This is a genomic window from Paenibacillus sp. FSL E2-0177 (genome assembly GCF_037992975.1).
Taxonomy (GTDB): domain Bacteria; phylum Bacillota; class Bacilli; order Paenibacillales; family Paenibacillaceae; genus Paenibacillus_AQ; species Paenibacillus_AQ odorifer.
Map to the genome: position 1 here is coordinate 665077 of NZ_CP150307.1, position 26487 is coordinate 691563.

Here is a 26487-nt window from a genome sequence, read left to right on the forward strand (position 1 = left end):
CCTAAGAGGTCGCTAAATTCATCATTAGCGGTATTTGTAAGGCAGCGTCTAATGACGTGACACAACCGAGCTTTAGGTTGTGCCCGAAAATGACGATAGGTCAACATCCTTTCGGAGATTTTCGTTGCCTCCTTGTTGTAAATGAGCAGGAGGAGAAAAAAAGATGACGGATCAGAATGAATATGTGCTTGTATGTGCGCCTACAAAGGCGGGAGAACATTTCATTAAACTTCTGAAGTTCAGGGGTATTAAGATGGCGGGATTAACCAACAATGTGGCTGAGAAAGCTTTACTTGAGGAGCTCGGGATTGAGCAGGTTATTCTAGTGGATACCCGCCATCAGAGCACTTGGTTTCGCCCATCGTTCCCGGTAGGCAGGGTATATCTGTTTGAGAGCAGCTTTCCGCTTTGCTGCCGCTATATTCAGATGTGCCGTACCTGGACGACACAGCCGATTTTTGTGATTACAAGTTCAATAAATCCTAGATTGGTCTATAAAAGACTTGGTGCGAGCTATGTAATCTATTCCCATAGTGGTGATGCTGATTTTCTAATCGATAGATCACCTCATCAAGGATAATGGAAGGAGTGCGGAAGATATGATGGATCTGTATATGGTGGCTTCGTTAGCTGTAATTTACGGGTTATTTTATGGCTTTATGCGCTGGTGCGCAGGTGTAGTTGAGGATACGGGGAGGGATAAGCTGTGATTCTAGTAATCGCTGTTACCCTACTGTTGTTTATATATCTGGTTTACGCGTTGATTCATCCTGAGAAATTTTAAGGAGGGGCATTCATGGGCATTTTGCAAATAGTCGTCGTAATTGTAATTCTCATCTTGCTGGTCAAGCCGATGGGAACGTATTTATATCATGTATTTTCTAACGAACCGAATCGTACGGATCGCTGGTTTGCAGGCACAGAGAAAGGTATTTATAAGCTGATCGGCCTGAAAAAACGGGACGGAATGTCCTGGAAGAAGTATGCACTCAGCTTTGTTTTAACTAATATCGTACTGGTTGCTTTCAGTTATATTTTTCTAAGATTACAGCGGGGATTGCCGCTGAACCCGAATGGAATTGCCGATATGGAACAGACGCTTTCATTCAATACGGTGATCAGCTTTATGACCAATACGAACCTGCAGCATTATAGCGGGGAGACGGGACTATCGTATTTTTCACAAATGGCAGTCATCACGATGATGATGTTCACGTCTGCAGCGAGCGGATTTTCTGTTGCGGTTGCTTTTGTCAGAGGGATTACAGGACAGAAATCAGTCGGGAACTTTTTCGAGGACTTCGTAAAAGCACATATTCGTGTATTCATTCCATTAGCTCTGCTAGTTTCATTGGTGCTGGTAGGATTGCATGTGCCACAAACGCTCAAGCCATCGCTTGAGGTCACTACACTCGAAGGGCAGACGCAACAAATCGCTATCGGTCCAGTCGCTTCTTTGGAATCAATTAAACACTTAGGTACGAATGGTGGCGGCTTCTTCGGAGCCAATTCAGCGCATCCTTTTGAGAACCCTAATCCACTTACGAACGTTCTGGAGATTCTCTCTATGTGGATGCTGCCAGCCTCTTTGCCATATATGTACGGATTGTTCGCTAAGAACAAACGTCAGGGCTGGGTGATTTTCACAGCAATGATGACCTTGTTCGTATTACTGCTGGGATTGAATTATTATGCGGAAACCAAAGGCAATCCAGCTATCAATGCGCTGGGGATCGAGTCTTCGCAAGGCAGCATGGAAGGTAAAGAGGTACGTTTTGGTATCCCGCAATCTTCGCTGTTCACTTCGGTAACAACGGCAGCTACGACAGGTAGTGTTAACAATATGCATGATACGCTGACACCGCTGGGTGGCATTACCCCTCTGGCCCTAATGATGCTCAACAACGTCTTCGGGGGAAAAGGTGTCGGACTAATCAATATGCTGATGTATGCCATCATGGGCGTCTTCTTATGTGGACTAATGGTCGGCAGAACACCAGAGTTTCTCGGGCGAAAGATAGAAGCCAAGGAGATGAAGCTGATTGCGATTGCTATCCTTGTGCATCCGTTCATTATCCTTGTACCAACAGCAGGTGCGTTCTTAACGGACTTGGGCAACGGTTCCATCACGAATCCCGGATTCCATGGACTTAGCCAAGTGTTATATGAATATGTCTCTTCTGCCGCGAACAATGGTTCAGGATTTGAAGGGCTTGCGGACAACACCACCTTTTGGAATGTTACAACCGGGATCGTAATGCTGCTTGGCCGTTATGTCTCTATAATCGCGATGCTGGCAGTAGCAGGCTCACTGATCCAGAAGAAGCCAGTTCCTGAGACGATTGGCACATTCCGCACAGACAATGGTCTGTTTACCGGAATTCTGATTGGTACCGTAGTAATTATCGGTGCGCTGACGTTTCTGCCGGTCATTGTGCTCGGCCCGATTGCAGAATATTTGACCTTACGGTAGGAAGAGGGAGAACAAGATGAGTACTGTAAAAAGAAAAAAGCTGCTGACGGGACCCATACTCCTAAGCGCTGTAAAGGATAGCTTTATTAAGCTTAACCCGGTGACGTTAATCAAAAATCCGGTCATGTTCGTTGTCGAAATCGGTACGATTATTGTATTGCTTATGGTACTGGCCCCCGGATATTTTAATGCAGAGAAATCGGTAGGCTTCAATATCACAGTGTTGTTCATTCTGTTATTCACAGTGTTATTTGCCAACTTCGCTGAAGCGCTGGCTGAAGGCCGCGGGAAAGCCCAGGCGGATTCACTCAAGAAAACGAAACAGGATATCACAGCTAACAAACTCGTTGGAGGGTCTGTGAAGACCGTTTCTTCTTCCGAGCTTCGTAAAGGAGATATCGTCATCGTCAGTCAGGGAGAACTTATCCCTGGCGATGGTGAAGTAATTGAAGGGCTGGCCTCCGTAGATGAATCGGCAATTACAGGTGAATCTGCACCTGTTATTAAGGAAGCCGGCGGAGATTTCGGCTCAGTCACAGGCGGCACCCGGGTAGTCAGTGATGAGATTAAAGTCAAAATTACCAGTGATCCCGGTGAGTCATTCCTGGATCGGATGATCTCCCTCGTTGAAGGGGCGAAACGTCAAAAGACACCCAATGAAATTGCACTAAATACACTCTTGATCAGTCTGACGTTGATTTTCCTGATTGTAGTAGTGACCTTGCGGCCTATTGCGACTTATCTGGGCGTTGATCTAGATATTCCTGTTATGATCGCTTTGCTGGTCTGTCTGATCCCGACCACAATCGGGGGACTGCTCTCCGCTATCGGGATAGCAGGGATGGACCGCGTCACACAGTTTAATGTCCTTGCTATGTCAGGGAAGGCCGTTGAAGCTGCCGGCGACATTAATACAATGATTCTAGATAAGACCGGTACGATTACTTTCGGAAACCGGATGGCGAGTGATTTTGTGCCAGTTGGAGATGAAACGGAAGCTGAGCTTACGGCTTGGGCAGCTATTAGTTCGCTAAAGGATGAGACTCCGGAAGGACGTTCTGTTATTGAGCTGGCTAAGAAGCTGGAACGCAGCTATGACAGCAAACTTGCTGAAGGCGGAGAGTTCGTAGAGTTTAAGGCTGAGACCCGGATGAGTGGTATAGATCTGCGTGATGGACGATCTGTTCGTAAAGGGGCAGTCGATTCCGTGAAGAAATGGGTACAGTCGAAGGGCGGAGTCATTCCCGCGAACCTCGACAGTAATTCCGATGCTATCGCTCGGATGGGGGGAACCCCGCTTGCAGTTGCGGTAGACAACCGGATTTATGGACTTATTTACTTAAAGGATACAGTTAAGCCAGGCATGAAAGAGCGGTTTGATGAGCTGCGAAAAATGGGAATCAAAACTATCATGTGTACAGGGGACAATCCGCTGACCGCAGCTACTATTGCCCGTGAAGCAGGGGTAGATGATTTTATTGCAGAGAGTACACCTGAGGATAAAATAGCGGTTATCCGCCGTGAGCAGAACGAAGGCAAGCTTGTGGCAATGACTGGTGATGGTACGAATGACGCACCTGCCCTTGCCCAAGCTGATGTGGGCTTAGCGATGAACAGTGGGACTACAGCCGCTAAGGAAGCAGCAAACATGGTTGATCTGGACTCCGATCCCTCGAAGATCATTGAGGTTGTAGCTATTGGTAAACAGCTACTGATGACGCGGGGCGCGTTGACAACGTTCAGTATTGCGAATGATATCGCTAAATACTTCGCAATTATTCCGGCAATGTTCATGCTCGCCATTCCTGAAATGGAAGCCCTGAATGTCATGGGATTGGGTTCACCTAGCTCGGCAATTATATCTGCATTAATATTTAATGCGATTATTATTCCGCTGCTGATCCCATTGGCTATGAAAGGTGTCTCGTATAAAGCGATGAGTTCTACGAAGCTGCTGGGACGTAATATTTTTATCTATGGTTTAGGTGGAGTTGTCGTTCCTTTTGCGGGCATCAAGCTTATTGATTTGCTCGTAAGTGTATGGATATAACAACGGATTGACTAATCATTGAAAGGGTGAGAGCATCGTGAATAACAGAAAATCGATTGCGGACGCTGAAGAACAGTTGTCATCATCGAAGGGTGCTAATTTCTTTATTATATTACGGCTATGTCTAGTGTTTATTGTTCTTTGCGGAGTGATTTATCCTCTGACTACTACAGCGATTGCTCAAGTTCTGATGCCATCGCAAGCAAACGGCAGTCAGCTGAAGAATGACGCTGGAGTAGTTGTGGGCTCAGAACTCATCGGGCAAAGCTTTACGGACCCGGCATTATTCCATGGCCGTGTATCCAGCATTGATTATAAAGCGGAAGCCTCAGGCTCCAATAACTACGGCCCATCCAACCCGGATATGCTGCAGCGGACGAAGGATTCCATCACACAGTGGCAGCTGGATAATCCGGATGTGCCTGTAAACAAGCTGCCGGTTGATTTAGTAACCAACTCGGGTTCAGGTCTTGATCCGCATATCACTCCTGCGTCGGCAATTGTGCAGATTCCCCGGATCAGTAATTTGACTGGGATTCCAGCCACGCAGCTGGAAGAGCTAGTGAATAAGCAGACCGAAGGTCGCGATCTAGGGCTGTTTGGTGAAAAGCGGGTAAATGTTCTGAAGCTGAACATGGAGCTGCAGAAATTAACGAACAAATAAATATAGCTAATATCCCTGCCCGATTGTTCAAACTGGGTCAGGGATATCTTGCTTTCTGGCATAGAAGAGTGAATGGATGAACGGGTTATTAAGGAGTGGTCTTGATGGGAACATATCGGAGGAAGACGCCGGAGGAACTGCTGCTCTCTATTTATGAGCTGCATCGTGGACGTCTGAAGATCTATATAGGTCCGGTCAGTGGATCAGGCAAGACCTATCAGATGCTGCGTGAGGGTCAGGCGCTGAAAGCACAGGGCATCGATGTTGTAATCTGTGCGGTTTCAACCAACCAAAGTCCAGAAACAAGGGATCAGCTGGGTGACTTGGAACGGATTCCAAGTATTCATTGGTTTCAGAAGGAGATCGAGAAGAAGGATCTGGACGTGGAGGCCATTGTGGCGCTTAATCCAGAGGTTGTACTGACCGATGGATTGGCTCATCATAATCGCGAGGGTGCGGAGAGATCAACTAGGCTGGAGGATATCAAATATTTATTGGGCTGTGGAATTAGTGTCATCACAACTGTAAACGTATACGAGCTGGAGGGCGCAGCAGATCTTGCGCGGAAGTGGACGGGGATTGAGGTGGAATATTCCTTGCCTGCGGAAGTGCTCACCCTTGCAGATGATATCGTTCTAATTGATGTGACTCCGGAAAAGATACTTCAACGTTTGTCCGAAGGACATTTGGGCAAGAAGCAGCGGACTTCGCTTTTTAACAAAGGGAATCTAAGCAAGCTGCGGGAGCTGGCGCTGAGAATGGTTGCGGAGGATGTTAATGGTTCGCTGGAGAAGCATCGGGAGGAGCAAGGATTGCTGGGGGCTTCGGGGATTGCCGAAAAAGTGTTGGTGTCTGCACAGTATTATTGGAATGGCTCGATTCATATCCGCCGTGGGCAGCAAATCGCTAAACGGTTAAACGGAGATCTGGCGGTGGTATCCTTCTGGAAGCAGGGCCTGACGCCCTCTAAGGAAGCAGCAACCTTCAAGCGATCCCTATGGAAGCTGACTGAGAAGATTGGGGCCTCGATGGAGGAGATTTCTTTTCGCTCGAAGAGGGAGATTCCGGGACTTCTAGTGAAATACGCTATCCAGCATAATATTACCCGTATCGTTATGGGTCACTCTAAGCAAACGGCGTGGCAGGAGCTGTGGAAGGGTTCGATTGCTAACTCATTGTTAAAGCAAATCCGCGGAGTAGATGTGTTTTTCGTGGCTGATCGTGCTGAGCGTGAGGGAGAACGTGTTCTTCCTACCCGGCAGAGCCGAAATGAGCGGAAAGCTGATGCCTATCACAGATTAAGTACTCAGGAAGTAAAGGATAAAATCGATGCGATTCGTGGGGGCACATTTAAAGTGTACATTGGTGCTGCTCCCGGGGTGGGCAAGACTTATAAGATGCTGCGAGAAGGAAATGATCTCTTAAAGAGAGGGATCGATGTTGTTATTGGACTACTAGAAACGCATGGACGTAAAGAAACCCTTGAACAGATCGGTGATCTGGAGATCCTTCCGCGACTGAGCATTGACTATCGGGGGGCTGTCCTTGAGGAAATGGATACGGCAGCTATTATTAAGCGTAATCCGGAGGTCGTACTGGTAGATGAACTGGCACATACCAATATGCCGGGCAGCAAGCATAAGAAGCGGTATATGGATGTTATGGAGCTATTGGATGCGGGGATCTCTGTAATCTCCACAGTGAATGTTCAGCATTTAGAAAGCTTGAATGATGCAGTAGAACAAATTACCGGAGTTAGAGTTAGAGAGACTTTCCCGGACAGCATTCTGCAACGGGCCGACGAGGTTGAACTTATCGATGTATCCCCCAAAACACTGCAAGAGCGGATGAAGGATGGAAAAATATATGCGATGACCAAAGTGGATCAGGCGCTGGGTGCTTTTTTCAAAATCGGCAATCTAATCGCCCTCCGTGAACTGGCGCTGCGGGAAATTGCTGATGATGTGGATGAACGTCTGGAGGCCTGGGAACGTGTCGGGTCGCTGCGGGGACCTTGGCGGCGGCAGGAAGCGATCTATGTGTGCATCACCTTAGGAGATCATGCGGAACGTCTGATTCGGCGCGGTTTTCGGATTGCCTATCGTCTAAAAGCTTGCTGGTATGTTACGTACGTACAGGAATATAAGCAGAGCGGGCCTTCTTACGATAAACGAATTAATGATTTGAAAGAATTGACGGAACGACTGGGTGGAACGTTTAAGATGATTCCTAACGTGCTCCCGGCACGAGTGTCTTCCTTGCTGCTTGAAAGGTCTCAAGCCTTACAGAGCACACAGATTATTATCGGCCAGTCCCAACGCTCATGGGTGCGCAAATGGCTACGCGGGGATGTCACTAAACAGATTTTGCGTTCGGCCAGAAATGTAGATGTACTGGTCGTGGCAAATCTTATGCGTGAGGAACCCTAAGCTTTAGAACAATGAAAAAAAGGGATTCCTTGCCGAGTGGCTGCTGGAATCCCCTTTTTTGTAAGCATATATCAAGTGCTAAATAATTAAACGAATGAATTACTGAGCAGCTTCGAGAAGTGCTTTCAGCTCGGGAAGATTGAATCCTTTGGTGGCGTGATCCCCTGCTACAGTAACAGGAACACCCATGAAACCAAGCTTTTCGACTTCCTCTTGATAGACGGTGCTAGTCATAACATCTCTTACTTCAAAAGGGATACCTTGCTCCGTAAGATATTGTTTGACCAGATTACAGTCGCTGCAGCCTGCTGTTGAATAAACAATCACTTGCTGGCTCATTGGTTCACAGCCTCTTTGATAGCATCTCTTGTGATCTTCCAGTGGGAAGTGTTCCAGCGGACCTCATTATCCTCAAGCAGGAAGAGCTGTGGAGATTCATGCTTAATCCCGAAATCCTCGGCAATTTGATTGGAAACTGGACGATCCTCGATGACTAGAACTACTGCTGCTGCAGTATCCGCATCCTTTAGATAAGCCTGGAATTCTTCATTAGCTTTGGCGCTAATCGGGCAGGTAGTGCTGTGTTTGAACAGCAGCTTCTTGCCAGGTTTAGCCACATACTGCTCAAGATCTTCCAATGTATGAAGTTGTTGAATAGACATAGATATCACCCTCCTGGGATCGTTATTTTACTAACCATTGTGTTGTTAACAACCTGTAATCATGATTGTAACATATATTAAATTTAAAACAAAAAGGATTCTGGAGCAGCTAATCCAAGGATGACTAAACCCTCATTTTAGCGCGTTGAAAAAAAGGGGATGGCATGCTAAGGTGAAAGGAAGACAACTTGCTTCAATAATCCTTACTAGGTAGGAGTGTTGATAAGAATGAACAGAGTTGCATGTGTGACTGGAGCTGATCGGGGTCTCGGATTGTCTCTTGTGCACTCTCTTTTAGAGAAACAGTTCTCAGTATTTGCTGGACAATACATGAGAGATACAGATGAATTGAAAGCGCTTAAAGAGGAGTATCCGGAACAGCTGGAACTTATTCCACTCGATATTGGTAGTAAGGACAGTGTAAAGCAGGCAGCAAGGGCTATCGCCAGCAGAACGGGGCATGTTGATATTCTTATTAATAATGCCGGAATTATTCATTCCGCAGATGATGCTACGATGCTGGTGGATATGGATGATGAGGGCATGGCGGAGATTTATAATGTGAATACGCTAGGCGCGTTGAGAGTCAGCAATGCACTTATGGGACTTTTATTGCAAAGTAAGGATAAATTGATTGTTAATATTTCTTCGGAAGCGGGCAGCATTGGCAGAAATAAACGTATTAATATGTACGGCTACTGCATGTCTAAGGCGGCTCTCAATATGCAATCCTCCCTGATGCACAATCATCTAAAGACGCTTGGGGGTCAAGTGATGGTGTTTCACCCCGGCTGGATGAAGACTTATATGCATGGCGAAAAAAATGAGCAAGCGGATATTTCACCCGATGTGTCTGCAGACCAGATTATAAGTCAGGTTATGGAGTATAAAAAGTATCTAGGGGATGAGCCGGCCTATCTTGACGTGGATGGAAATACATGGCCTTGGTAGATGGGCTTCCCGTAATCAAAAAAACTACACGAAGAAAGGCGATGATAGGATGTCTACACTAAAAGCACTGGCACTCGGAAGTTATTCGGAGGTTAAATATCACCCATTTGCGGGAGTAGACCGGGAGATTGAGCAGATCCTTGCCAATGACCTGCAGGTATTCTCCTCGGAGGATTATGGGCTGCTTAATAAAGAAACATTATCTGACTACAAGCTGGTGATCTCTTATACCGAATTCTCTGATGATAAAATACCGGCGGAACAAAGCAGCGCATTGCTCTCCTATGTGGCTAACGGTGGCGGATTACTAGTGGTACATAACGGAATCTCCTTACAGCGTAATCAGGAGCTAGGCGCTATGCTGGGAGCGCATTTCACTCATCATCCAGAATTCACTTCGCTCCAGATGTCCATACCGGTACAGGAGCATCCCATTATGCAGGGAATCGAAGAATTTGTGATCGATGATGAGCCTTATTATTTTGAGCAGCATCCCTATTTCGAAACAACTGTGCTTATGGAATATCCTCATGATGGGGCAATGAGACAGGCGGCTTGGTGCCATGAATTTGGTCTAGGCCGGGTTGTTTATTTAATGCCTGGTCATCATTTGCCGTCATTTTCCGTAGAGCCCTTTCGCCAGATGATTCTTAGAGGTGGACTTTGGGCGGCAGGATTATTGTAGGATATAAGCGGATATACCTGTTGTAACATAAAACACGAGTCCAACTGCGGGTTAGCTGCGGTTGGATTTTTTTTGTTGACTCTAACATTGGTGTCAGGGTTTATACTGGTGTAGAACAATTCTCATGAACCCCGGGGAGAATGCTATGAAAATAGGTGAACTTGCTAAACTGACGGGCGTAAGCGTCCGTTCACTTCGTTACTATGAGAGTCAAGGATTAATCTCGCCGACCCGTCAGGCCAACGGATATCGGGAGTATTCTTCACTTGCTGTAGAGACGGTAGAAACGATTAAACTATATTTGAACCTGGGTCTGTCGACAGAGCAGATCGCGGGCTTTCTACATTGTGTCTTGAAGAACAAAGAAGCTTTCTGCGCAGAAGTGATGCCACTATACCGCAGTAAATTGGAAGATATTGAACGTCAGCTTGTAGAGCTGAATCAGATCAAGAGGAATTTGGAAGAACGAATGGCATCTATTCTGCAGGAGCAGGATGAGAGCAAGTTGGGAACGTGTCCACTGGAGAACTTGGAATAGTACTGCTGGTGTTGAAAAATATGAGGAGGAATGGCAAATGTCTATTATAAATGCCGATAGTGCGGATTGGGTGCGGTCAGAAATACGTGGTGGAGGAACGGTACTGGTGGATTATGGTGCGCCATGGTGCCCCCCTTGTAAGGTGCTGCTGCCTGTTCTGGAAGATCTTCACCAGGAATATGGAGACGATGTTTCTATTGTTAAGGTGAATTGTGATGAACTGCCGGATTTGGCTGGAGAAGCGGGTGTTATGGGGATGCCTACAGTCATTGTATATAAAGAGGGGCAGCCCGTGGAAAAGCTGGTCGGTCTGCGTCCGAAAGCAGCCTACCAAGGCATACTGAACAAGGTTCTTCAAGCATAAGGCGATAATTTTAAAGATGAAATTAGGGAGACTCCATATTGTGGGGTCTTTTTTGCGTGCATGATTTACCCATCTTCGGTAAAAAATACGAACACAGTTATAAAGGAGGTGATGAAGGTGTGGAATATTATTCTAGAGATAATTCCTAAATGGAGTGTGATTTTCCAAGCTATTATGATCTTTTTCGTTCCGTTTATTCTAATCCGGATGATGAGTTGGGCTAATGTAAAGGAAGATACGATAAGTACTAGAGCAAAAAAAGCTGCCGGCAGCATAGGTGGGGGGGTTCCTTACGGAGAAGCATCTCTAGGTTCTAGCAATACGAAAAAGGTTACTAAGGCGGACGATTCCGTTGGAATCAGTGAAGAATCTCCTACAGGAGCAAGCTATAGCGGTCAATTTCGGGAGGATTTGCAAAGATTTAAAGAGATGAGCACAGATATGCATGATGTGAGTTTTCGGGAGTTGCGTATCGGAGGTATAAAGCTGCAAGCGGCCCTTATATTTGTAGATGGACTGACAGATAAAGATAAAATGGATCGCAATATTCTGAAGCCTTTAATGGATGCCTATAAGGTTTTTAAAGATCCCCATACGATACCGGAAGCCAAGGATCTAAAAGATATTCTCATTCATGAGATCGTGCTTATTTCGGAAGTTGAGTTTACGGATAATGTGAAGCTCTCCCTTCAAAAGGTATTGTTCGGCTCTGTAGTGCTGTTAGTAGAAGGGATACCGGAGGCTATTGTGCTCAGCACCCCGAAGGGGAACACAAGAGGGATAGAGGAGCCTGAATCAGAAGCTGTCTTGCGGGGATCTCGAAGCGGGTTTAATGAGACGTTAAGTGATAACACGGCATTACTGCGCCGACATGGGCAGAGCACAGAGCTAGCCATGATTTCTTTTACTGTAGGAAAGAGGATGAAGAAGGATCTGGTTCTAACTTATATCAAAGATATCGCGAATGATGAACTTGTCGAAGAAGTTAAACGAAGAATTAGGACGATTGATATAGATGATGTGCAAGAATCTGGTTATGTGGAGCAATTAATCGAAGATAATAGCTTCACTCCATTTCAGCAGATTCAGAATACGGAAAGACCTGACCGCGTAATGGCAGCGTTATTGGAAGGGAGAGTAGCTATCCTGCTGGATGGCACACCCTTTGCCTTGATCATGCCCGTGTCCTTCGGGATGCTGTTGCAATCGCCAGAGGATTATTACGATCGGTGGATGGTGGGGTCGTTGGTGCGCTTACTGCGTTTTCTCGCCGCATTGATATCAATGTTTGCACCGGCACTATATATTTCCTTCCTCTCCTTTCAGCCGGGATTGATTCCGACAAAGTTGGCCATTTCAATCATCAGCTCCCGCCAAGGTGTACCTTTTTCGGTATTAATCGAAGCTTTGATCATGGAGACCTCAATCGAAATATTACGGGAGGCTGGACTCCGGCTGCCTAAACCTATCGGTCCCGCGATGGGGATTGTTGGCGGTCTAATCATCGGCCAAGCCGCGGTAGAAGCGGGAATTGTGAGTCCAATTCTAGTCATCGTTGTTTCAGTTACAGCAATCTCCTCCTTCACCATCCCTATGTATAGTGCGGGAATGACGCTGCGTATGCTCCGTTTTATAGCGATGTTTTCTGCAGCAGTCTTTGGATTATATGGAGTTGTGTTATTTTTCCTTTTCCTGAGTGCCCATTTAATCAAGCTAAAAAGCTTCGGCATGCCTTATCTTGGCATGTTTATACCGTATAAGATTAAGGATTGGAAAGATTTTATATTCCGTATGCCACTGCAATTTCTAACAGGCCGCCCTACGCTGTTGAAGCCGAAGGACCCCCGACGCAAAGGGTGAGAGATCGAAGTAAAGGAGGAAGCGAATATGAGTACCGAGGTGAAGGACCGAATTACTGCTGTTCAAGCGACGATCATACTAGCCAATTATACTATAGCGGCAGGGATACTTACACTTCCTCGGACGATTGTAGAGGCTAGTGAAACTCCAGACGTGTGGATCTCCGTTTTTTTAGGGGGAGTAATTACCTTTTTAACAGGTTTAATTATAGTGAAACTTAGCCAACGGTTTCCAGGTCAAACTATTTTTCAATTTAGCGGGAAAATCATTGGCAAGCCACTTGGAGTGATGCTCTCTATATTAGTGATTGTTTATTTTCTGTGTATAGCCAGTTTTGAAGCACGTTCCGTACAGGAAGTGACCTCTTTTTTTCTGTTGGAGGGAACCCCTCCTTGGGCTATTGTTGCTGTGTTTATTTGGATAGCCTTCTATTTATGCAGAGGAGGACTTAATGCTATCACTAGCATGTGTAGGTTGATTGTTCCGATTACTTGGACAGTTTTTGTTGGAGTATGCTTGCTTAGTATTGAAGTTTTCGATATCGATAATTTGCGGCCTTTCCTTGGAGATGGTTTAGGACCGGTATGGAAGGGCATCAGGCCAACCATTCTGACTTTTACTGCTGGTGAAGCGATGCTGTTCGTTGTTGCTTTTATGGATAAGCCACAAAAAGCAGTAAAGGTAATTATTGCTGGATCATGTATATCAACGTTCTTTTATCTTTTAGCTGTTGTAATGACTATTGGTGCGTTTTCTATAGATGGAGTGGTCACAAGAACTTGGCCATTTCTTGATCTAGTGAGAAGCTTTGAGGTGAATTATCTTATTTTTGAGAGGTTTGAATCGCTGCTACTGGTAATTTGGATTATGCAAATTTTCTGCACCTTCTGCATCACTATTTATGCTGCTGCTTTGGGAGTTTCTCAAATATTTCATAAACGATTTAATAGCTGCTTATTGGCTATACTTCCAGTAGCCTATGTAGTTTCCAGAATGCCACCAAATGTGAATGCTCTATTTGCATTAGGAACAGTCGTAGGTAATTGGATGATCGTTTTATTTGGATTAATTCCATTGCCGCTGTTGATCATCGCACATTTCCGGAGGGCGGCTTCATGAAAAAATGGAGAGTGTCGATTACATTTCTTATAGTATGTATTCTGTTGACCGGTTGCTGGAGCAGTACACCAGTTGAGGAGTTAAGTATGGAGATTGGCGTTGCCCTAGACAGTGCGGAGGAGACAGGGGATGAGGAGGCAACACAGCAAGGAGGTGGGGGAAATCCCATGCCTGCCCAAATAATGAGTACCTATCAGTTTACGATTCCTCAAGGCTCAGGAGGGTCAGGTATGAAGTCTGGGGCTTCCCCATCCTCAACCAGAAATTACTATAACATGAGTGAAGTAAGTGATTCTATGTTTGAAGCATTACGGGCACTTTCACTGCGTACTAGACGTACTCCAATCGGACATCACCTTAAGGTCATTGTGATCGGTGAGAATCTTGCACGCTCTACCAAGTTTTCTGAGTTAATTGATTTCTTTAGCAGGGATAACGATATCCGTCCCAGTGTTCTACTATATGTCAGCAAGGGAAAAGCCAGAGATGTATTGGAAAATGCGCTGCCGGGCCAAACCCCGTCATTTGTATTAGAGGGGATTTTTGTGAATAGAAGTCGGAGCACGAGGATATGGGAGCCGGTTTCAATAGCTAAAGTGGCGGGTCCTTTGCATGGTAAAAGAAGTTTCATGTTGCAGAATGTAATTTCTTTAGAAAAAGAGAAGGAGACAAAGCTGGATGGAGCAGGCGTAATTAAAGGGAAAACGGGAAAGCTCGTTGGTTTTTTAGATGCATCGGAGCTGGAAGGTATGGTTTGGCTGACTGGAAAGGGAGAGGGGGGTGCTCTCAAAGCATACGACCCGTCTAACAATAAGCTCATTACCTATGAAATCAAATCTCTGGGTAGTAAGTATAAAGCTAATGTGAAGGATGGGAAGATCTCTTTTCATGTGAAAATAGAATCTACGGGGAGATATGGTGAGGCTTTTGCCAAGAGTGCAAAGAAGTTACATGACGGCATTGTAAAGGAGGATAAAGCAGTGCTAGAGAAGCATGTCTTAGACATGCTTCAGGTCACTGTGAAAAAAATGCAGAAGGAGCTGCATACAGAGGTTGCAGGTTTCGGCAACGCTTTACGTATTCAACATCCAGCCGTATGGCGGAGCGTAGAGGATAACTGGGATGAAACCTTTAGTGAGATTCCGATTACCTATGAAGTGAAACTAAATATTGAAGAGTATGGTGCATCAGATACATCGGCTGAATAGAAAGGACCATTTGCAATGTTGTATGGAGCTACTTCGTTTGTGTCTGGATAGGAATGACATCATTATGATGCAGTGCATCGAGCACTTCATCCTTTAATTGCGATGTGAAGGCGTTCCATGCTTTTTTACCGATGTCCAGCTCTTCACGTCCAATAGCATTCAGTGTTTCCAGCCATAGACGTTTGTCGTTAATCAGCCCAAGTTGATCTTGAATCTCCTTATAGATCTCCTCATGCGCATGAAATTTCTGATTTAACGCAAAATCGGCCGCACTCGCGGTATAACGCAGTTCCTTAGCAGCGATTCTTAGCTGGTGCAAAGCGTCGAAGGCTTCTTTAGATTCGGCATTGTCTTCATGGAAAATAGCTTTACAGGTTTTTTTCTTCTGCTCATAAGCGATCTCAAGCTCACGCATAACAACGTTAACATTCTTTTTGGCGGCTAGGGCTTCAAGCTGCTCGCTTAGGAAGGTCTTCCACTTTTCCTCGAGGTCTTCATTAATTAGTTCAGGCAGCTCCTTAGCGAGCTTCTTGCGGTAAGTTTTGCGCTTATCCTTTTGGTAAGCAATCACTGCCTTTAACAGGTCTGCAGTTTTGGAATCTCCGTTCTCCTTCGCTTGCTTGCGCTTGTTCTTGAAAGATTCTATTAGAACATCTGCATCTCTCACTTTACCTAATCTCTTTTGCGCTTTTTTGAAAATAGGGTACAGGCCTGAAGTGTGCCGCGGATCAAGAATGGATAATAGACTTAGCAGCTTACGGCAGTTCACTCTTGCCTGGTGGATATCTTCATCAGCGAATTTATTTAATGCGTCATGGCTGTAATCCCAAAAGTTGATATAAAGGTGGTTAAGGGCTTGTTCCCATTGCTTTGTTTTGGTTAGCTGTCGTTCTTTGGTCAGCTTGTCTCCTGTCATGCAGCATCACTCCTTAACGTTTGGGATAGCATGAATTTAGGGCTTCCCCTATTATGCTCTGGGGTAAGTCCATTTACTATAAGAATAGCGTTATCATAACCTCATTTCAATTCTCTGCTCACAGCATGGAGACAGATCGGTTACAATATTACTATCATTATTTATACGGATAGGCTTGGATCTTTAGCTGGTAGAGAATAGCAGGTCTCGTGGCTCATATTCGGGAAAGAGGGGCTTTGGTGGATACTCGTGAGTATGATTCAATATTTAGTAAACTTCCTTCAGAAATGGGGCTCTTTCAACATCTGAGTGCAAGGGATGAGAGCAAAGGTACAGAAGCAGGGAGCTTAGAGGATATGCTGGTCCCGTTCGCTTTTGAGGAAACCTTATGCCGGGATGTTGGAGCGGGACTTATACCTCCTAGCTTACATCTGTGGAGTCATTCTGGTGGTGTGGCACTTGGACTTCGGGACAGTAAGCTACCGTGTGCAGCTCAGGCGATGCTTACGCTTGAGGCGCAAGGGATTAGAACGGCGGTTAGGCATTCCGGCGGGGCTGCGGTGCCTCTGGATGCAGGGATCATTAATATTTCTCTAGTTCTGCCCAAAGGACGTGGAAAGCTGGACTTTCATGATGACTTTAGGCTCTTGGCTGCTTTGATCACGGAAGCGGTTGCTATAAGTCATCCACAGGCTGCGGCGCAAATTGAGGCTGGTGAGATTGTTGGTTCTTACTGCCCTGGTGATTTCGATCTGGCCATTGGTGGCCGGAAGTTTTGTGGTATTGCTCAGCGTAGGCAGAACAATGCTTATTTTGTACATGCATTTGTTGTAGTTTCTGGCTCGGGACAAGAACGCGGTGAACAAATCCGCGATTTCTATGCGCGAGCCTCCGGAGGAGACTCCTCATTATCATATCCACGGGTTCGTCCAGAGACGATTGCTGGACTGGGTGAACTCGGTGGACCTGAAGTGGCGAAAGTGTTTGTGGAGGGAATTATTCAGGCTTTAATTCATCGGGGAGTGTCCCTTAGACCATCCGGCATTTTGCAGCAAGAGACAGGATACAACTTGGACTATGATGATCCACGTGTGCTCGATGCAACGCGGGTGCTTCGCGAGCGGTATTCCTGAGATCTAAGCATGGGTTGGAGTCTGTTAAAAAAGGACGTAACGGAAAGCTGGCTAGAGCCAGCCTACGTAACGTCTTTTTTAATATTCAACAATCACGCTCTTTTAATTATACAACTCAGGACGTCTGTCCGAAAAAATCGGAATTTGTTTCCTAATCTCACGCACCTGATGTAAATCGATCTCTCCGGTTAGAATTTGTTCCTCTTCAGAAGCCTCACACACAATATCTCCCCAAGGATCAATAATTATTGAATGCCCAGCAAAGATATTGGCAGGATCGCTGCCTGCACGGTTGCAGGCTACAACATAACATTGATTCTCGATGGCCCGGCTGATCAATAGCGCCCGCCAGTGGGACACTCTGGACAGTGGCCATTCAGCACAGACGAACAGGATTTCCGCCCCTTGTGCAGTATGGGCGCGAACCCACTCCGGAAACCGGATATCATAACAGATTAGCCCTGCACATAACGTTTCGTCTAATATAAATAGTCCTTTGGCTTCTCCCGGTTGTAGATACAAATGTTCATCCATCAGCTGGAACAAATGCAGCTTGCTGTATTGTCCGACGAGCTCACCTGATCGATTAAATACATACATACGATTAGTTACACCAGTATCATTTCGGCTAGCGACAGAACCAGCGATGATATTGATGCTATATTGTTTAGCTAAGCTGGAGATGAATTCCTTGGTAATTTCTCCTTCCGGATCGCCAATATCTTCTAAGCGAGTTAGATCATAACCAGTGGTCCATAGCTCAGGGAGAATCAGACAATCGGGGGCAGCGACAGCGGCTTCATTTATTTTCTGGGCAACAGCAGCATAATTCATAGTGGGATTGCCAAATGCTATATCCAGCTGAATCAGGGATATTCTCATAGGTATCCTCCTCTTTTGTTCAAGCGTATAGCACCGGATGAGGATAAGCAATGTTGATTTTTTAAAAATGATTTGATATATTAGTTGACGGGTCAATGATTATGCGTTAGTATAATTTCATACAAAACAATTGCATGCAATTAAATATAGAAAGGAGGTATATTTTGACGGAGTACTGTCCTGAGGAAGAACATATATTTGAACTGCTGCAGGCCTTAAACAAAGGAATCTCTCCAAAATTCGAACGTTGTGCAGGGATCAGTCCCACACGGCTTCGCCTCCTGCATGAACTGTTTCGGGTAGATGAAGTCAGCCAAATCAGTCTGCAAAAGGAAATGGATATTGATGCGGCAGCCGTCACACGTCATCTGAAGGGATTGGAAGAGAGTGGCATGATCGCTCGCCGCAATAACCCAGCCGATAACAGGGTCACATTGGTCTCATTAACCGATCAAGGTCGGGAAAGAATGGTTAAATATAGCGAAGAGAAAAGGCGGTTTATCGCTACTCTGCTAACAGGTTTTAACGATCAGGAGCGAGCAGTGCTCATTGATATGCTCAATCGTCTGCAATCTAATATCATTCTGTTGTAACTTACAAAACACACTCAAAGGAGAATTAATCATATGAACGCTACACAAACAAATGATTTTCAAGAAATTATTACAGGACGCCGCTCTATCCGCAAATATGATCCATCCGTTAAAATCAGCAAAGAAGAAATGACACAGATCCTTACCGAAGCTACACTTGCTCCATCTTCAGTGAACATGCAGCCTTGGCGTTTTCTGGTCATTGAAAGTGACGAAGCTAAAGCTACTTTAGCGCCTCTCGCTCGTTTTAATAACGTACAAGTAGAGACTTCTGCGGCTATGATTGCCATCTTTGGTGATTTGAACAACTTCGATTACGCTGAAGAAATTTACGGTACTGCTGTTGAACGTGGACTTATGCCTGCTGAAGTAAAAGAAAATCAATTAACCAGATTATCCGCTCATTTTGCTAACCTGCCACGGGAAATTAATAGAGACACCGTGCTTATCGATGGCGCACTTGTTGCTATGCAGCTGATGCTGGTTGCTCGTGCACATGGTTACGATACAAACCCAATTGGTGGATTTGAAAAAGACCAAATCGCTGAAGCGTTTGGTATGGAAAAAGATCGTTATGTTCCTGTAATGCTACTCTCCATTGGTAAAGCTGTTGATGCAGGTTACCCCTCTGTTCGTCTGCCTATCGATAAAGTTGCTGAGTGGAAATAATTATAAAGTTAGTAAGCCAACGCGCTACCATAAACACTAATCTTAGGAGGAATATACAATGATCATTATTCATGCTGTACTTAAAGTTAATCCAGAGCGTCGTGAACAGTTTTTGACGGAGTCTAAAGCATTACTGGCTGCTACTCATGCTGAAGAGGGTAACCTTTCTTATGAGCTATATGAGAATGCTGGAGAAGCCAACTCATTTATTATGATTGAGCAATGGCGTGATGCTGAAGCAGTATCCAGCCACAATACGAGCGCTCATTTCACTGCTTTCTCAGCTAAAGCTGGTGAATTCTTGGCTGCTCCTCTAGATGTTAAAGTATTTAGCGCAGAACAGGTAAAATAAGCTGTCTCCATTCTTAGCGAATTCTATTTAAACCTAAACAGGGATGTTCCATAGCCATAAAGGCTGTGGGGCATCCCTATTTTGCATTTCACCCCGTTTATAAAAAGGAGATCTAGGGTATCTATCCTTACCTTGATTCAAAGGCATGCAATATAAACGATGGGGGACTTTACATATGAAGACACAGAGAAATATGATTGATTTCTTGAATTATTATCTATCCGGCGGATCGCTTGCCCGTATTATGGGTGTAGCAGGAGAAGAGGTGGAGCGTAAGCTTGAGGGGATAGACCTAGAGGCTGCCAGAGCCTATCGTCAGACGCTTGGCGGAGTCATTACGACAAGTCAGCAGCTATTCCAGCTTCCTGGATTTAGCCCAAGCTTACTGGAACAACTTACTGAAGTATTGGGCAGACTAGACTCAGGCAAGCTAAAGGTTCTGGCTCCGCAGACTACGTGGAATAATCAAGTAACACCTTACGTGAATGGTCCAGAGTGTCTAGGAATGATATTAGAGGAGATCAGAAAAGCGCAGCATTATATCCACCTGTCTGTCATGCTTTTTTTTAATGATCGCTCGGGCAATCTGGTTGCAGATGAACTGTTTTATGCTCTTAAGCGTGGCGTTAAGGTAAGGGTTATGGTCAATTACACATTGACGGCTTTGGGGTACGGAAATAATCTGGAGTACGGCCAGTTCTCCAAGATTGCTGATCAGCTTGAGAATGCAGGCGCCAAGCTGCTGAATACCTTCAATTCGTATTATACAGCCATTGAATGGCGGGTGAAACGAAAGGCGCTGGAGCAAGAAGGAGTGCCGGAAAGTATCCTGTTTCTGCAGGATAAAGTGCAAGAGGATGTTGAGGTTACAGGACTGAATGTCATCGATCATCGGAAGTTTATGGTCATAGATGGGGTAACCTCGATTATAGGCAGTGTAAATATTGGTGACCAATATACGTATGAGACCCCAGTGCAGGCATCCTCTGCAATGAGTATAGATGGACATCCACAGGGGATTCCTAGTAAAGAGGCTGAGTGGCATGATGGCTGCTTCCGGATTCGCGGCGCAGCAGCGCAGCCTTTGAATGCGATGTTCTATTCTCGCTGGCTGCTTCTAGGCGGAGATCATTTTGATGTGAATGATGTCTTGTATTATCCGGATGTGGATTATCATTTTGGTGAGGAAGAATGTACGCTGTTAGCAAGCTTTCCAGGTAACCCGGTTAACCTGATTCAACAATATTATCTGGATTTAATTACTTACGCGGCTGAAGAGACTATCATCGTGAATCCTTATTTGATTGATCAGGATTTTTGGGATCGGCTCGAGCTGCTTGGTCCGGAATGCTCGTGTAATTTGAACATTTGTAACCCGCTGGAGGTTAATGATCATCCTACAAATCGCGCGGCGGTAAGAGGCAATATGTATATGCCGTTTATTAACGGTGTTTCCTTCTATGACTACAGTGCCACCGGTCGATTTTCCCATTGGAAAATTACCTATGATCATAGATCACAAGCCGTTTTTCATGGTTCATATAATATCAACGAAAGAAGTGCCTGCCACGATTTTGAGCTGGGAATGCTGGTAAAAGGGGAGGCCTTTGCAGAGCAGATAAAGTCTATGATCGATTATGACCTGAGTGTCTCGCGGAAGATTACCAGTAAAAGTGAGTTCTTTAAGCATCCTTGGTTACACCCTAGTACTTATCTGAATAAGGCAACCCAGAATTATACTTGATAAATTGGGCTAATTCTCATGATATAATGATCGTTATAAATCATTAGGGTGGAGTATGGGCTATGCAAATCAAAATCACAAAAAGTGGTTTGAAAAAGGACGAGGTATTTTTTCTCACAGAATTTGGGGAGGGCCGGGGAATCTGGTGTGGTGCTCCTGTGAATCCAGGGGCAGAAATGGATGTGGAATTCGAGCTTTCGGAGCTGCTTATGAGGTGGGTGGATATCCATCCTGTGCCTGCAGGTGAGTTCAACATCAGGCTCGAACAGGATAGGGTTATTTTTACGGGCGTGTTGGAGAATATTGAAGAAGATGGCACAGGATTTTTACGAATAGGTGAAGGGTTAGTGATGTTCGAGTGTCTCGGTGAACCTATGGCACTGGGTGTGTTCGTAGAATTGCAGGTCCGTGATGTGCGAATCTATCCCTTCAGTATTTGACGCTTCTTAGGGACTAAGATAACATACAAAGATAACATTAGATTCAGAAAGTTAAGCATGAGGAGTAGAAAGCTATGAACACCGAAATTCAGCAATTTAAGACCGAATTCTTCAAGGCGCTGGCTCATCCGATGCGTATTCGTATTCTGGAGCTGCTTAGCGAAGGTGAGAAGAATGTGAATGAACTGCAGGCTATTCTCGGCTCGGAAGGTTCTGCTGTATCCCAGCAGCTAGCTGTTTTACGCGCCAAAAATGTAGTAACCAGTGTGAAAGAAGGCACCACAGTCATTTATGCCTTACGTGATCCTCTGATCAAGGACCTTCTGGTTGTGGCCAAACAAATATTTGATAACCATCTCGTGAATACCATTTCATTGCTGGAAGGCATGCGCGGCGAGTGAAAATGGAACAGATTAACGTTATTTTGGCGTTGACAACAGTCGCGTCCTAGAGTAATGTTCTTCTTATATTCAAATAATCAGATATTTAAAGAAAAGAAGGTTTGAACATGACAGGGCGGGGTCGTTATAAAGGCTACAACATGAACGCTTTTCGCAAGGATTTGATATCAGGGACAATCGTCGGGGTTATTGCCATTCCTTTAGGGATGGCATTTGCTATTGCTTCTGGTGTAAAGCCGGAATATGGCATTTATACGACAATCGTTGCCGGCATATGTATTTCATTGTTCGGGGGATCGAAATTTCAGATTGGTGGACCGACAGGTGCATTTATTCCTATCTTGTTTGCCATTGGGATGCAGTATGGTTATGAGAACCTGCTGTTAGCGGGGATGATGGCGGGGGTTATTTTAGTCCTCATGGGATTGTTAAGGCTGGGTGTACTGATTAAATTTATTCCGAAGCCGGTCACGATTGGTTTCACAGCCGGAATAGCTGTTATTATCTTCACCGGACAGATTGCTAACTTCCTTGGGTTAAGGGATATTGAACGACACGAGAGCTTTGTAGATAACATGAAAGAAATTGGACTTCATCTATCGACGATCAATGGATATAGTATCCTGACCGCCGCGATTTGTCTGGCCGTTGTTATCCTAGCGATTCGCTTCGCTCCGAAGGTGCCGGGTTCATTGGTCGGTCTTCTTTGTGCGACTGTCATAGCAGCGTTATTTTTTAGCGGTAAGGTGACTACGATTGGTTTGGCCTATGGGAATATCCCTAATACACTGCCAAGCTTCCGTTTTCCGACCATTACCTGGGAGCGGATTACACTGCTGATTCGTCCTGCCTTTATCATCGCGATGTTGGGTGCTATTGAATCCTTATTGTCAGCTGTCGTAGCTGATGGGATGACGGGCAGCCGCCATAACAGCAACCGTGAACTGATTGGTCAGGGAATCGCCAATATTGCAGCTCCATTGTTTGGAGGAATTCCAGCCACAGGTGCCATTGCCAGAACCGCCACAAATATCAAAAGCGGCGCAGTTTCTCCGATCTCAGGGATCGTTCATGGGGTAGTGGTATTCCTAATTCTTCTGTTGTTTGCACCCTATGCTTCTAGTATTCCGTTGGCAGCGATGGCTCCTATCTTGATGGTAGTAGCTTGGAATATGAGTGAGCGTAAACAATTTCTTCATTTGCTTAAAATCAAAACAGGTGATTCTTTGGTATTATTCATCACCTTCTTGTTGACGATATTTGCAGATTTAACGCTGGCCGTAGAGGTGGGATTGATTCTCGCGGTGATTTTGTTTGTGAAACGGATGGGAGAGGTTCATCTGGTATCCAAAGTATTGCCTGATCCTAATTCCGTCAAGGTAGGAGCACATATGGTAACGGAGAGTCATGATTGTCCGCAGATTGGGATTTATACCGTGGAAGGGCCGCTGTTTTTTGGCGCTGCGTATAGATTTGATGACACCATGCCGGGTTATGGCTCCGATCAGCCGAAAATTATATTAATGCGGATGGGAAAAGTGCCATTCATGGATACTACGGGCGAATCCAATCTGGCGGAGCTGGTGCGGCATCTCCATGCTGTTGGAGGGAAACTGATGATCTCCGGTGTTCAGCCGCAGCCGCTTGAGCTACTTAAGAGAACCGGGCTATATGACAAAATAGGAGAGGCACAGTTCTATCATCATACCGGTGAAGCGATCAATGAAGCTCTTAGCAGTATTAATCACAATAAATGTATCGGATGCAGTCATGCGGCGTTTAGGGAGTGTACGGCATTATCCTGTCAGGAGGATGCAGGTGGACTACGAGGTCTGACAGGACGCAAGAAGCCAGCATTGCCTCTGAACTAATCAGCGGTACTTGAGCTTAATAAATAAAGTCGGCCTGGGCGCTATTCTTGCGTCTGGGCTTTTGTATTAAAATTGGACTTCGGAATTCTGAATTTGTACAATTAGGTATAAGTTTAATGTAATCAATATCGATAAGGAGAATATAAGCTCATGAAGGAATTGAATTATCCGAAGGTGTTTATGCTCTTGGCGGGATTGTCTGTCGCTACATTGGCGGTATATCGTGTAGTGTCACTTCAGACGGATTCGTTTTACGGTTTTTTAATTTGGAATTTGTTCTTAGCTTGGATTCCATTTTTATTCTCCATGGCTGCTTATGAGCTAGACAAAAGGAAGATAGGCGGTCTATTACTTCTTCCTTTGGGTGTCGCGTGGCTGCTGTTCTTTCCCAACGCGCCTTATCTCATGACTGATCTGGTGCATTTAACGGTAAGAAAAAGTAGATATATCGTGGAGGGAGCCATTCAGAATCGCTACTGGTATGACTTGGTCACTCTTTTATTGTTCACTTGGAGTGGATGGTTGACCGGTTTTTTCTCATTGTATCAGTTCCAGACGGTCATTTATCGTAAAAGCAACCTGCTGTGGTCATGGGTATTCGTGCTTGCGGCATGTATGCTCGGGGGATATGGTGTACTGCTTGGCCGAGTCTACAGACTCAATAGCTGGGACGTCCTGACGGACAGGCATCAGTTGTATCAACTTGTTCTGGATAGCCTGAATCTCCAGTCCGTATTTTTCAGCTTGTTCATTGCCTTTGTCCTGCTGGTCATTTACGCGACGATGTATTGTCTACTCAATGCCCTTGGCACAGGAGAAAGACGAAGAGTTACCAGAGGGTACTAATCGGCACACTCCGGCTCAAACTGGAATTGCTTCAGATCTACCACACCTTTTTCATTAAAACTAACTCCCTCTCCCTGTAGATAGAGCCTCTGGAGGGAGTTAGACTCATCCTCAGTTAGTGCGATCATTCCCTTAGCATTAATGACCCGATGCCAGGGCAGCTTATATTTTTTGCTCATGGAATGAAGGATGCGAACGACCTGCCTCGCTCCTCTTGGGCTGCCTGCCGCGCGGGCAACTCCTCCGTAAGTCATCACTTTACCTTCTGGTATAGACTGTATGATATGAATAACTCTCTCAGTAAATGGTGTCATAGCAAGCTCAAGCTCCTATATCTTATTTTTATCCAATGAACAACAGATAAATCAATTCTAAACGAAACGGGGGACGAACAGGAGGATTTTTTGAGAATAGCAAAAAAGGGGTTGCAAAGCAATAAATACGCGTGGTATATTTTAACTGTAAAAATAATCTAAACGTTTAACAACGTGATTAAAAGAGTTCCCATAATAAGATAGGAGAAGGTGTAATGAGGAAAACCAGCATTAAAGACATAGCCGCAAAGGCTAATGTTTCGATTGCTACAGTCTCCTATGTGCTTAATGGTACCCGCAATGTACGTTCCGATACAAGGGAACGAGTTGTTGCAGCCATTGAGGAGTTGAATTATAAGCCGAATGCTATTGCGAAGAGTCTCAAACTCAACCGTACGAATACAATAGGTGTTATTGCAGAAGATGTGACGGTATTTAACACCCCCGATATTATCGATGGAATTAATGATTTTGGAGATCGTAATGATTTGCATATTTTACTGGTGAATCTTCGTTTGGACAAGCGTATCGGCCGTAACTTCTCGAATACGGAAGACTATCGAAAGTATGCCGCTAATGCGGTTGCCGAACTGCTCAGTAATCAAGTGGATGGGATTATTTATATCGGTGTTCATCCCCGTGATTTAACGGGTTTAATCGATACGGAAGGTAAGCCTATTGTGTATACCTACTCTTACACACAGGACGATATCTCTATCCAGTATAATGATGAGCAAGCTGCTTACCAAGCCATGTCCTACTTGGTTAACCAAGGACATAGCAGAATTGCTGTAATCAGTGGTTTGATGGATTCAATCCCTTCCAGATTAAGACTGAACGGTTATTACAAGGCCGTTACTGAATATCAATTACCGTTCGATCCACTGTTAATTAAGATGGGAGACTGGGAGAGGGAATCAGGGTATCGTCTTACCTCCGAGTTGCTCGCTTTGCCGGAGCCTCCAACCGCGATTCTTTCCATGAATGATGTAATGGTTGTAGGTATTTTGCAGGCGGCAGAGGAAAAAGGGTTTAAAATACCGGATGATCTGTCGGTTGTCGGTTTTGATAATCGTGAATTCAGTGATTACTTACGCCCGCGTATAACAACAATGGGACTTCCGCTACATGAGATGGGCTATCAAGCTATTGAGGTGTTGTTCAATTTAATCAAGGGGACGAAGATGGATTCACTGACCATGCCGGAGTGCCGGTTGATCGAACGTGATTCTGTGGCTACGTTAAAAAATGCTGTGAGACAAAAATAAGTTTCACAGCTCCTTTTTTCTCATAAATCTAAACGTTTAACTTAAAATATTGAAG

General features: G+C 45.1%; 27 protein-coding genes. 22 read left to right on the plus strand and 5 right to left on the minus strand.

The genetic code is table 11. The features are described 5' to 3' along the window. The first annotated feature begins 163 nt into the window (after window positions 1-163). From MHI25_RS03080 to MHI25_RS03100, 5 genes are all read left to right on the plus strand, one after another. On the plus strand, window positions 164-580 hold the full coding sequence (locus tag MHI25_RS03080) for a hypothetical protein (protein WP_076124472.1): 417 nt from the start codon (window positions 164-166) through the stop codon (window positions 578-580). 216 nt (window positions 581-796) lie between these two features. Further along, on the plus strand, window positions 797-2473 hold the full coding sequence (gene kdpA, locus MHI25_RS03085; RefSeq protein WP_076141854.1) for a potassium-transporting ATPase subunit KdpA: 1677 nt from the start codon (window positions 797-799) through the stop codon (window positions 2471-2473). Window positions 2474-2489: 16 nt separating this feature from the next. After that, on the plus strand, window positions 2490-4523 hold the full coding sequence (kdpB, locus tag MHI25_RS03090; protein WP_076138246.1) for a potassium-transporting ATPase subunit KdpB: 2034 nt from the start codon (window positions 2490-2492) through the stop codon (window positions 4521-4523). Between the two features lie 55 nt (window positions 4524-4578). After that, window positions 4579-5187, plus strand: coding sequence for a potassium-transporting ATPase subunit KdpC (gene kdpC, locus MHI25_RS03095; RefSeq protein WP_340395652.1), 609 nt, complete (start codon window positions 4579-4581; stop codon window positions 5185-5187). Window positions 5188-5291: 104 nt separating this feature from the next. Continuing rightward, entirely contained in the window at window positions 5292-7616 is a 2325-nt protein-coding gene (locus MHI25_RS03100) for a histidine kinase (protein WP_340394960.1), read from the plus strand. 99 nt (window positions 7617-7715) lie between these two features. On the opposite strand, the gene MHI25_RS03105 is transcribed toward MHI25_RS03100, so the two are convergent. Then, window positions 7716-7955: a glutaredoxin family protein gene (locus MHI25_RS03105; protein WP_076124465.1), complete on the minus strand. Its 240-nt coding sequence runs from the start codon at window positions 7953-7955 to the stop codon at window positions 7716-7718. Next, on the minus strand, window positions 7952-8278 hold the full coding sequence (gene ytxJ, locus MHI25_RS03110; RefSeq protein WP_042123836.1) for a bacillithiol system redox-active protein YtxJ: 327 nt from the start codon (window positions 8276-8278) through the stop codon (window positions 7952-7954). Before ytxJ ends, MHI25_RS03105 begins: the two co-directional genes overlap by 4 nt. Before the next feature lie 228 nt (window positions 8279-8506). Here ytxJ and MHI25_RS03115 point away from each other — a divergent pair, with 228 nt between their 5' ends. From MHI25_RS03115 to MHI25_RS03145, 7 genes are all read left to right on the plus strand, one after another. Next, window positions 8507-9229, plus strand: a complete 723-nt coding sequence (locus tag MHI25_RS03115) for an SDR family NAD(P)-dependent oxidoreductase (protein WP_076306878.1) — start codon at window positions 8507-8509, stop codon at window positions 9227-9229. A 49-nt stretch (window positions 9230-9278) separates the two neighbouring features. Continuing rightward, window positions 9279-9914 carry a ThuA domain-containing protein gene (locus tag MHI25_RS03120; protein ID WP_280753273.1) on the plus strand — a complete coding sequence of 212 codons (636 nt, stop codon included), beginning with the start codon at window positions 9279-9281 and terminating at the stop codon, window positions 9912-9914. A 145-nt stretch (window positions 9915-10059) separates the two neighbouring features. Then, window positions 10060-10452: a MerR family transcriptional regulator gene (locus tag MHI25_RS03125; RefSeq protein ID WP_340394961.1), complete on the plus strand. Its 393-nt coding sequence runs from the start codon at window positions 10060-10062 to the stop codon at window positions 10450-10452. A 37-nt stretch (window positions 10453-10489) separates the two neighbouring features. Continuing rightward, window positions 10490-10816, plus strand: a complete 327-nt coding sequence (locus MHI25_RS03130; RefSeq protein ID WP_076124458.1) for a thioredoxin domain-containing protein — start codon at window positions 10490-10492, stop codon at window positions 10814-10816. 111 nt (window positions 10817-10927) lie between these two features. Further along, window positions 10928-12676 (plus strand): spore germination protein, encoded by a 1749-nt coding sequence (locus tag MHI25_RS03135; protein WP_139330149.1) that lies wholly within the window; start codon window positions 10928-10930, stop codon window positions 12674-12676. A 27-nt stretch (window positions 12677-12703) separates the two neighbouring features. Continuing rightward, entirely contained in the window at window positions 12704-13795 is a 1092-nt protein-coding gene (locus MHI25_RS03140; RefSeq protein ID WP_076179795.1) for a GerAB/ArcD/ProY family transporter, read from the plus strand. Then, a complete protein-coding gene (locus tag MHI25_RS03145; RefSeq protein ID WP_340394962.1) occupies window positions 13792-15003 on the plus strand; it encodes a Ger(x)C family spore germination protein in 1212 nt (403 codons plus the stop codon). Before MHI25_RS03140 ends, MHI25_RS03145 begins: the two co-directional genes overlap by 4 nt. Window positions 15004-15031: 28 nt before the next feature. On the opposite strand, the gene MHI25_RS03150 is transcribed toward MHI25_RS03145, so the two are convergent. After that, window positions 15032-15919, minus strand: coding sequence for a CHAD domain-containing protein (locus tag MHI25_RS03150; RefSeq protein ID WP_076124450.1), 888 nt, complete (start codon window positions 15917-15919; stop codon window positions 15032-15034). Window positions 15920-16158: 239 nt separating this feature from the next. Between MHI25_RS03150 and MHI25_RS03155 the strand changes: the two genes are divergently transcribed. Next, window positions 16159-17052, plus strand: a complete 894-nt coding sequence (locus tag MHI25_RS03155; protein ID WP_340394963.1) for a hypothetical protein — start codon at window positions 16159-16161, stop codon at window positions 17050-17052. Between the two features lie 102 nt (window positions 17053-17154). Here the strand turns inward: MHI25_RS03155 and MHI25_RS03160 are convergent, their stop codons facing one another. Continuing rightward, complete coding sequence (locus MHI25_RS03160) at window positions 17155-17934, minus strand: carbon-nitrogen family hydrolase (RefSeq protein WP_340394964.1); 780 nt, start codon at window positions 17932-17934, stop codon at window positions 17155-17157. A gap of 164 nt (window positions 17935-18098) precedes the next feature. On the opposite strand from MHI25_RS03160, the gene MHI25_RS03165 reads away from it, so the two are divergent. The 8 genes from MHI25_RS03165 (at window position 18099) to MHI25_RS03200 (ending at window position 24850) form a co-directional block, all read left to right on the plus strand. Next, on the plus strand, window positions 18099-18527 hold the full coding sequence (locus MHI25_RS03165; protein ID WP_076304354.1) for a MarR family transcriptional regulator: 429 nt from the start codon (window positions 18099-18101) through the stop codon (window positions 18525-18527). A 33-nt stretch (window positions 18528-18560) separates the two neighbouring features. Then, a complete protein-coding gene (locus MHI25_RS03170; RefSeq protein ID WP_076101373.1) occupies window positions 18561-19196 on the plus strand; it encodes a nitroreductase family protein in 636 nt (211 codons plus the stop codon). Window positions 19197-19254: 58 nt separating this feature from the next. Further along, window positions 19255-19548, plus strand: a complete 294-nt coding sequence (locus tag MHI25_RS03175; RefSeq protein WP_036676736.1) for a putative quinol monooxygenase — start codon at window positions 19255-19257, stop codon at window positions 19546-19548. Window positions 19549-19723: 175 nt separating this feature from the next. Next, entirely contained in the window at window positions 19724-21292 is a 1569-nt protein-coding gene (locus MHI25_RS03180; RefSeq protein WP_340394965.1) for a phospholipase D-like domain-containing protein, read from the plus strand. A gap of 62 nt (window positions 21293-21354) precedes the next feature. Continuing rightward, on the plus strand, window positions 21355-21732 hold the full coding sequence (locus MHI25_RS03185) for a hypothetical protein (protein WP_076185165.1): 378 nt from the start codon (window positions 21355-21357) through the stop codon (window positions 21730-21732). Between the two features lie 74 nt (window positions 21733-21806). Then, a complete protein-coding gene (locus tag MHI25_RS03190) occupies window positions 21807-22133 on the plus strand; it encodes a metalloregulator ArsR/SmtB family transcription factor (protein ID WP_036676741.1) in 327 nt (108 codons plus the stop codon). Window positions 22134-22240: 107 nt separating this feature from the next. Beyond that, window positions 22241-24004, plus strand: a complete 1764-nt coding sequence (locus MHI25_RS03195; RefSeq protein WP_076185164.1) for a SulP family inorganic anion transporter — start codon at window positions 22241-22243, stop codon at window positions 24002-24004. Between the two features lie 150 nt (window positions 24005-24154). Further along, complete coding sequence (locus MHI25_RS03200) at window positions 24155-24850, plus strand: DUF1361 domain-containing protein (RefSeq protein WP_038568569.1); 696 nt, start codon at window positions 24155-24157, stop codon at window positions 24848-24850. On the opposite strand, the gene MHI25_RS03205 is transcribed toward MHI25_RS03200, so the two are convergent. After that, window positions 24847-25164 carry an MGMT family protein gene (locus MHI25_RS03205; protein WP_076124439.1) on the minus strand — a complete coding sequence of 106 codons (318 nt, stop codon included), beginning with the start codon at window positions 25162-25164 and terminating at the stop codon, window positions 24847-24849. The genes MHI25_RS03200 and MHI25_RS03205 overlap by 4 nt on opposite strands. Window positions 25165-25379: 215 nt before the next feature. Here MHI25_RS03205 and MHI25_RS03210 point away from each other — a divergent pair, with 215 nt between their 5' ends. Further along, complete coding sequence (locus tag MHI25_RS03210; RefSeq protein ID WP_076193723.1) at window positions 25380-26432, plus strand: LacI family DNA-binding transcriptional regulator; 1053 nt, start codon at window positions 25380-25382, stop codon at window positions 26430-26432. Window positions 26433-26487 lie beyond the last annotated feature (55 nt).

What these genes read in the sequence shown, in the direction of transcription:
- MHI25_RS03100 (WP_340394960.1), top strand. Translation starts at nt 5,292, where the DNA reads ATGGGAACATATCGGAGGAAGACGCCGGAGGAACTGCTGCTCTCTATT.
- MHI25_RS03105 (WP_076124465.1), bottom strand. Translation starts at nt 7,955, where the DNA reads ATGAGCCAGCAAGTGATTGTTTATTCAACAGCAGGCTGCAGCGACTGT.
- MHI25_RS03145 (WP_340394962.1), top strand. Translation starts at nt 13,792, where the DNA reads ATGAAAAAATGGAGAGTGTCGATTACATTTCTTATAGTATGTATTCTG.
- MHI25_RS03175 (WP_036676736.1), top strand. Translation starts at nt 19,255, where the DNA reads ATGATCATTATTCATGCTGTACTTAAAGTTAATCCAGAGCGTCGTGAA.
- MHI25_RS03160 (WP_340394964.1), bottom strand. Translation starts at nt 17,934, where the DNA reads ATGAGAATATCCCTGATTCAGCTGGATATAGCATTTGGCAATCCCACT.
- MHI25_RS03140 (WP_076179795.1), top strand. Translation starts at nt 12,704, where the DNA reads ATGAGTACCGAGGTGAAGGACCGAATTACTGCTGTTCAAGCGACGATC.
- kdpB (WP_076138246.1), top strand. Translation starts at nt 2,490, where the DNA reads ATGAGTACTGTAAAAAGAAAAAAGCTGCTGACGGGACCCATACTCCTA.
- MHI25_RS03185 (WP_076185165.1), top strand. Translation starts at nt 21,355, where the DNA reads ATGCAAATCAAAATCACAAAAAGTGGTTTGAAAAAGGACGAGGTATTT.
- MHI25_RS03200 (WP_038568569.1), top strand. Translation starts at nt 24,155, where the DNA reads ATGAAGGAATTGAATTATCCGAAGGTGTTTATGCTCTTGGCGGGATTG.
- MHI25_RS03080 (WP_076124472.1), top strand. Translation starts at nt 164, where the DNA reads ATGACGGATCAGAATGAATATGTGCTTGTATGTGCGCCTACAAAGGCG.
- ytxJ (WP_042123836.1), bottom strand. Translation starts at nt 8,278, where the DNA reads ATGTCTATTCAACAACTTCATACATTGGAAGATCTTGAGCAGTATGTG.
- MHI25_RS03210 (WP_076193723.1), top strand. Translation starts at nt 25,380, where the DNA reads ATGAGGAAAACCAGCATTAAAGACATAGCCGCAAAGGCTAATGTTTCG.
- MHI25_RS03125 (WP_340394961.1), top strand. Translation starts at nt 10,060, where the DNA reads ATGAAAATAGGTGAACTTGCTAAACTGACGGGCGTAAGCGTCCGTTCA.
- MHI25_RS03205 (WP_076124439.1), bottom strand. Translation starts at nt 25,164, where the DNA reads ATGACACCATTTACTGAGAGAGTTATTCATATCATACAGTCTATACCA.
- MHI25_RS03150 (WP_076124450.1), bottom strand. Translation starts at nt 15,919, where the DNA reads ATGACAGGAGACAAGCTGACCAAAGAACGACAGCTAACCAAAACAAAG.
- MHI25_RS03130 (WP_076124458.1), top strand. Translation starts at nt 10,490, where the DNA reads ATGTCTATTATAAATGCCGATAGTGCGGATTGGGTGCGGTCAGAAATA.
- kdpA (WP_076141854.1), top strand. Translation starts at nt 797, where the DNA reads ATGGGCATTTTGCAAATAGTCGTCGTAATTGTAATTCTCATCTTGCTG.
- MHI25_RS03115 (WP_076306878.1), top strand. Translation starts at nt 8,507, where the DNA reads ATGAACAGAGTTGCATGTGTGACTGGAGCTGATCGGGGTCTCGGATTG.
- MHI25_RS03190 (WP_036676741.1), top strand. Translation starts at nt 21,807, where the DNA reads ATGAACACCGAAATTCAGCAATTTAAGACCGAATTCTTCAAGGCGCTG.
- MHI25_RS03170 (WP_076101373.1), top strand. Translation starts at nt 18,561, where the DNA reads ATGAACGCTACACAAACAAATGATTTTCAAGAAATTATTACAGGACGC.
- MHI25_RS03135 (WP_139330149.1), top strand. Translation starts at nt 10,928, where the DNA reads ATGAAGGTGTGGAATATTATTCTAGAGATAATTCCTAAATGGAGTGTG.
- MHI25_RS03180 (WP_340394965.1), top strand. Translation starts at nt 19,724, where the DNA reads ATGAAGACACAGAGAAATATGATTGATTTCTTGAATTATTATCTATCC.
- MHI25_RS03120 (WP_280753273.1), top strand. Translation starts at nt 9,279, where the DNA reads ATGTCTACACTAAAAGCACTGGCACTCGGAAGTTATTCGGAGGTTAAA.
- MHI25_RS03195 (WP_076185164.1), top strand. Translation starts at nt 22,241, where the DNA reads ATGACAGGGCGGGGTCGTTATAAAGGCTACAACATGAACGCTTTTCGC.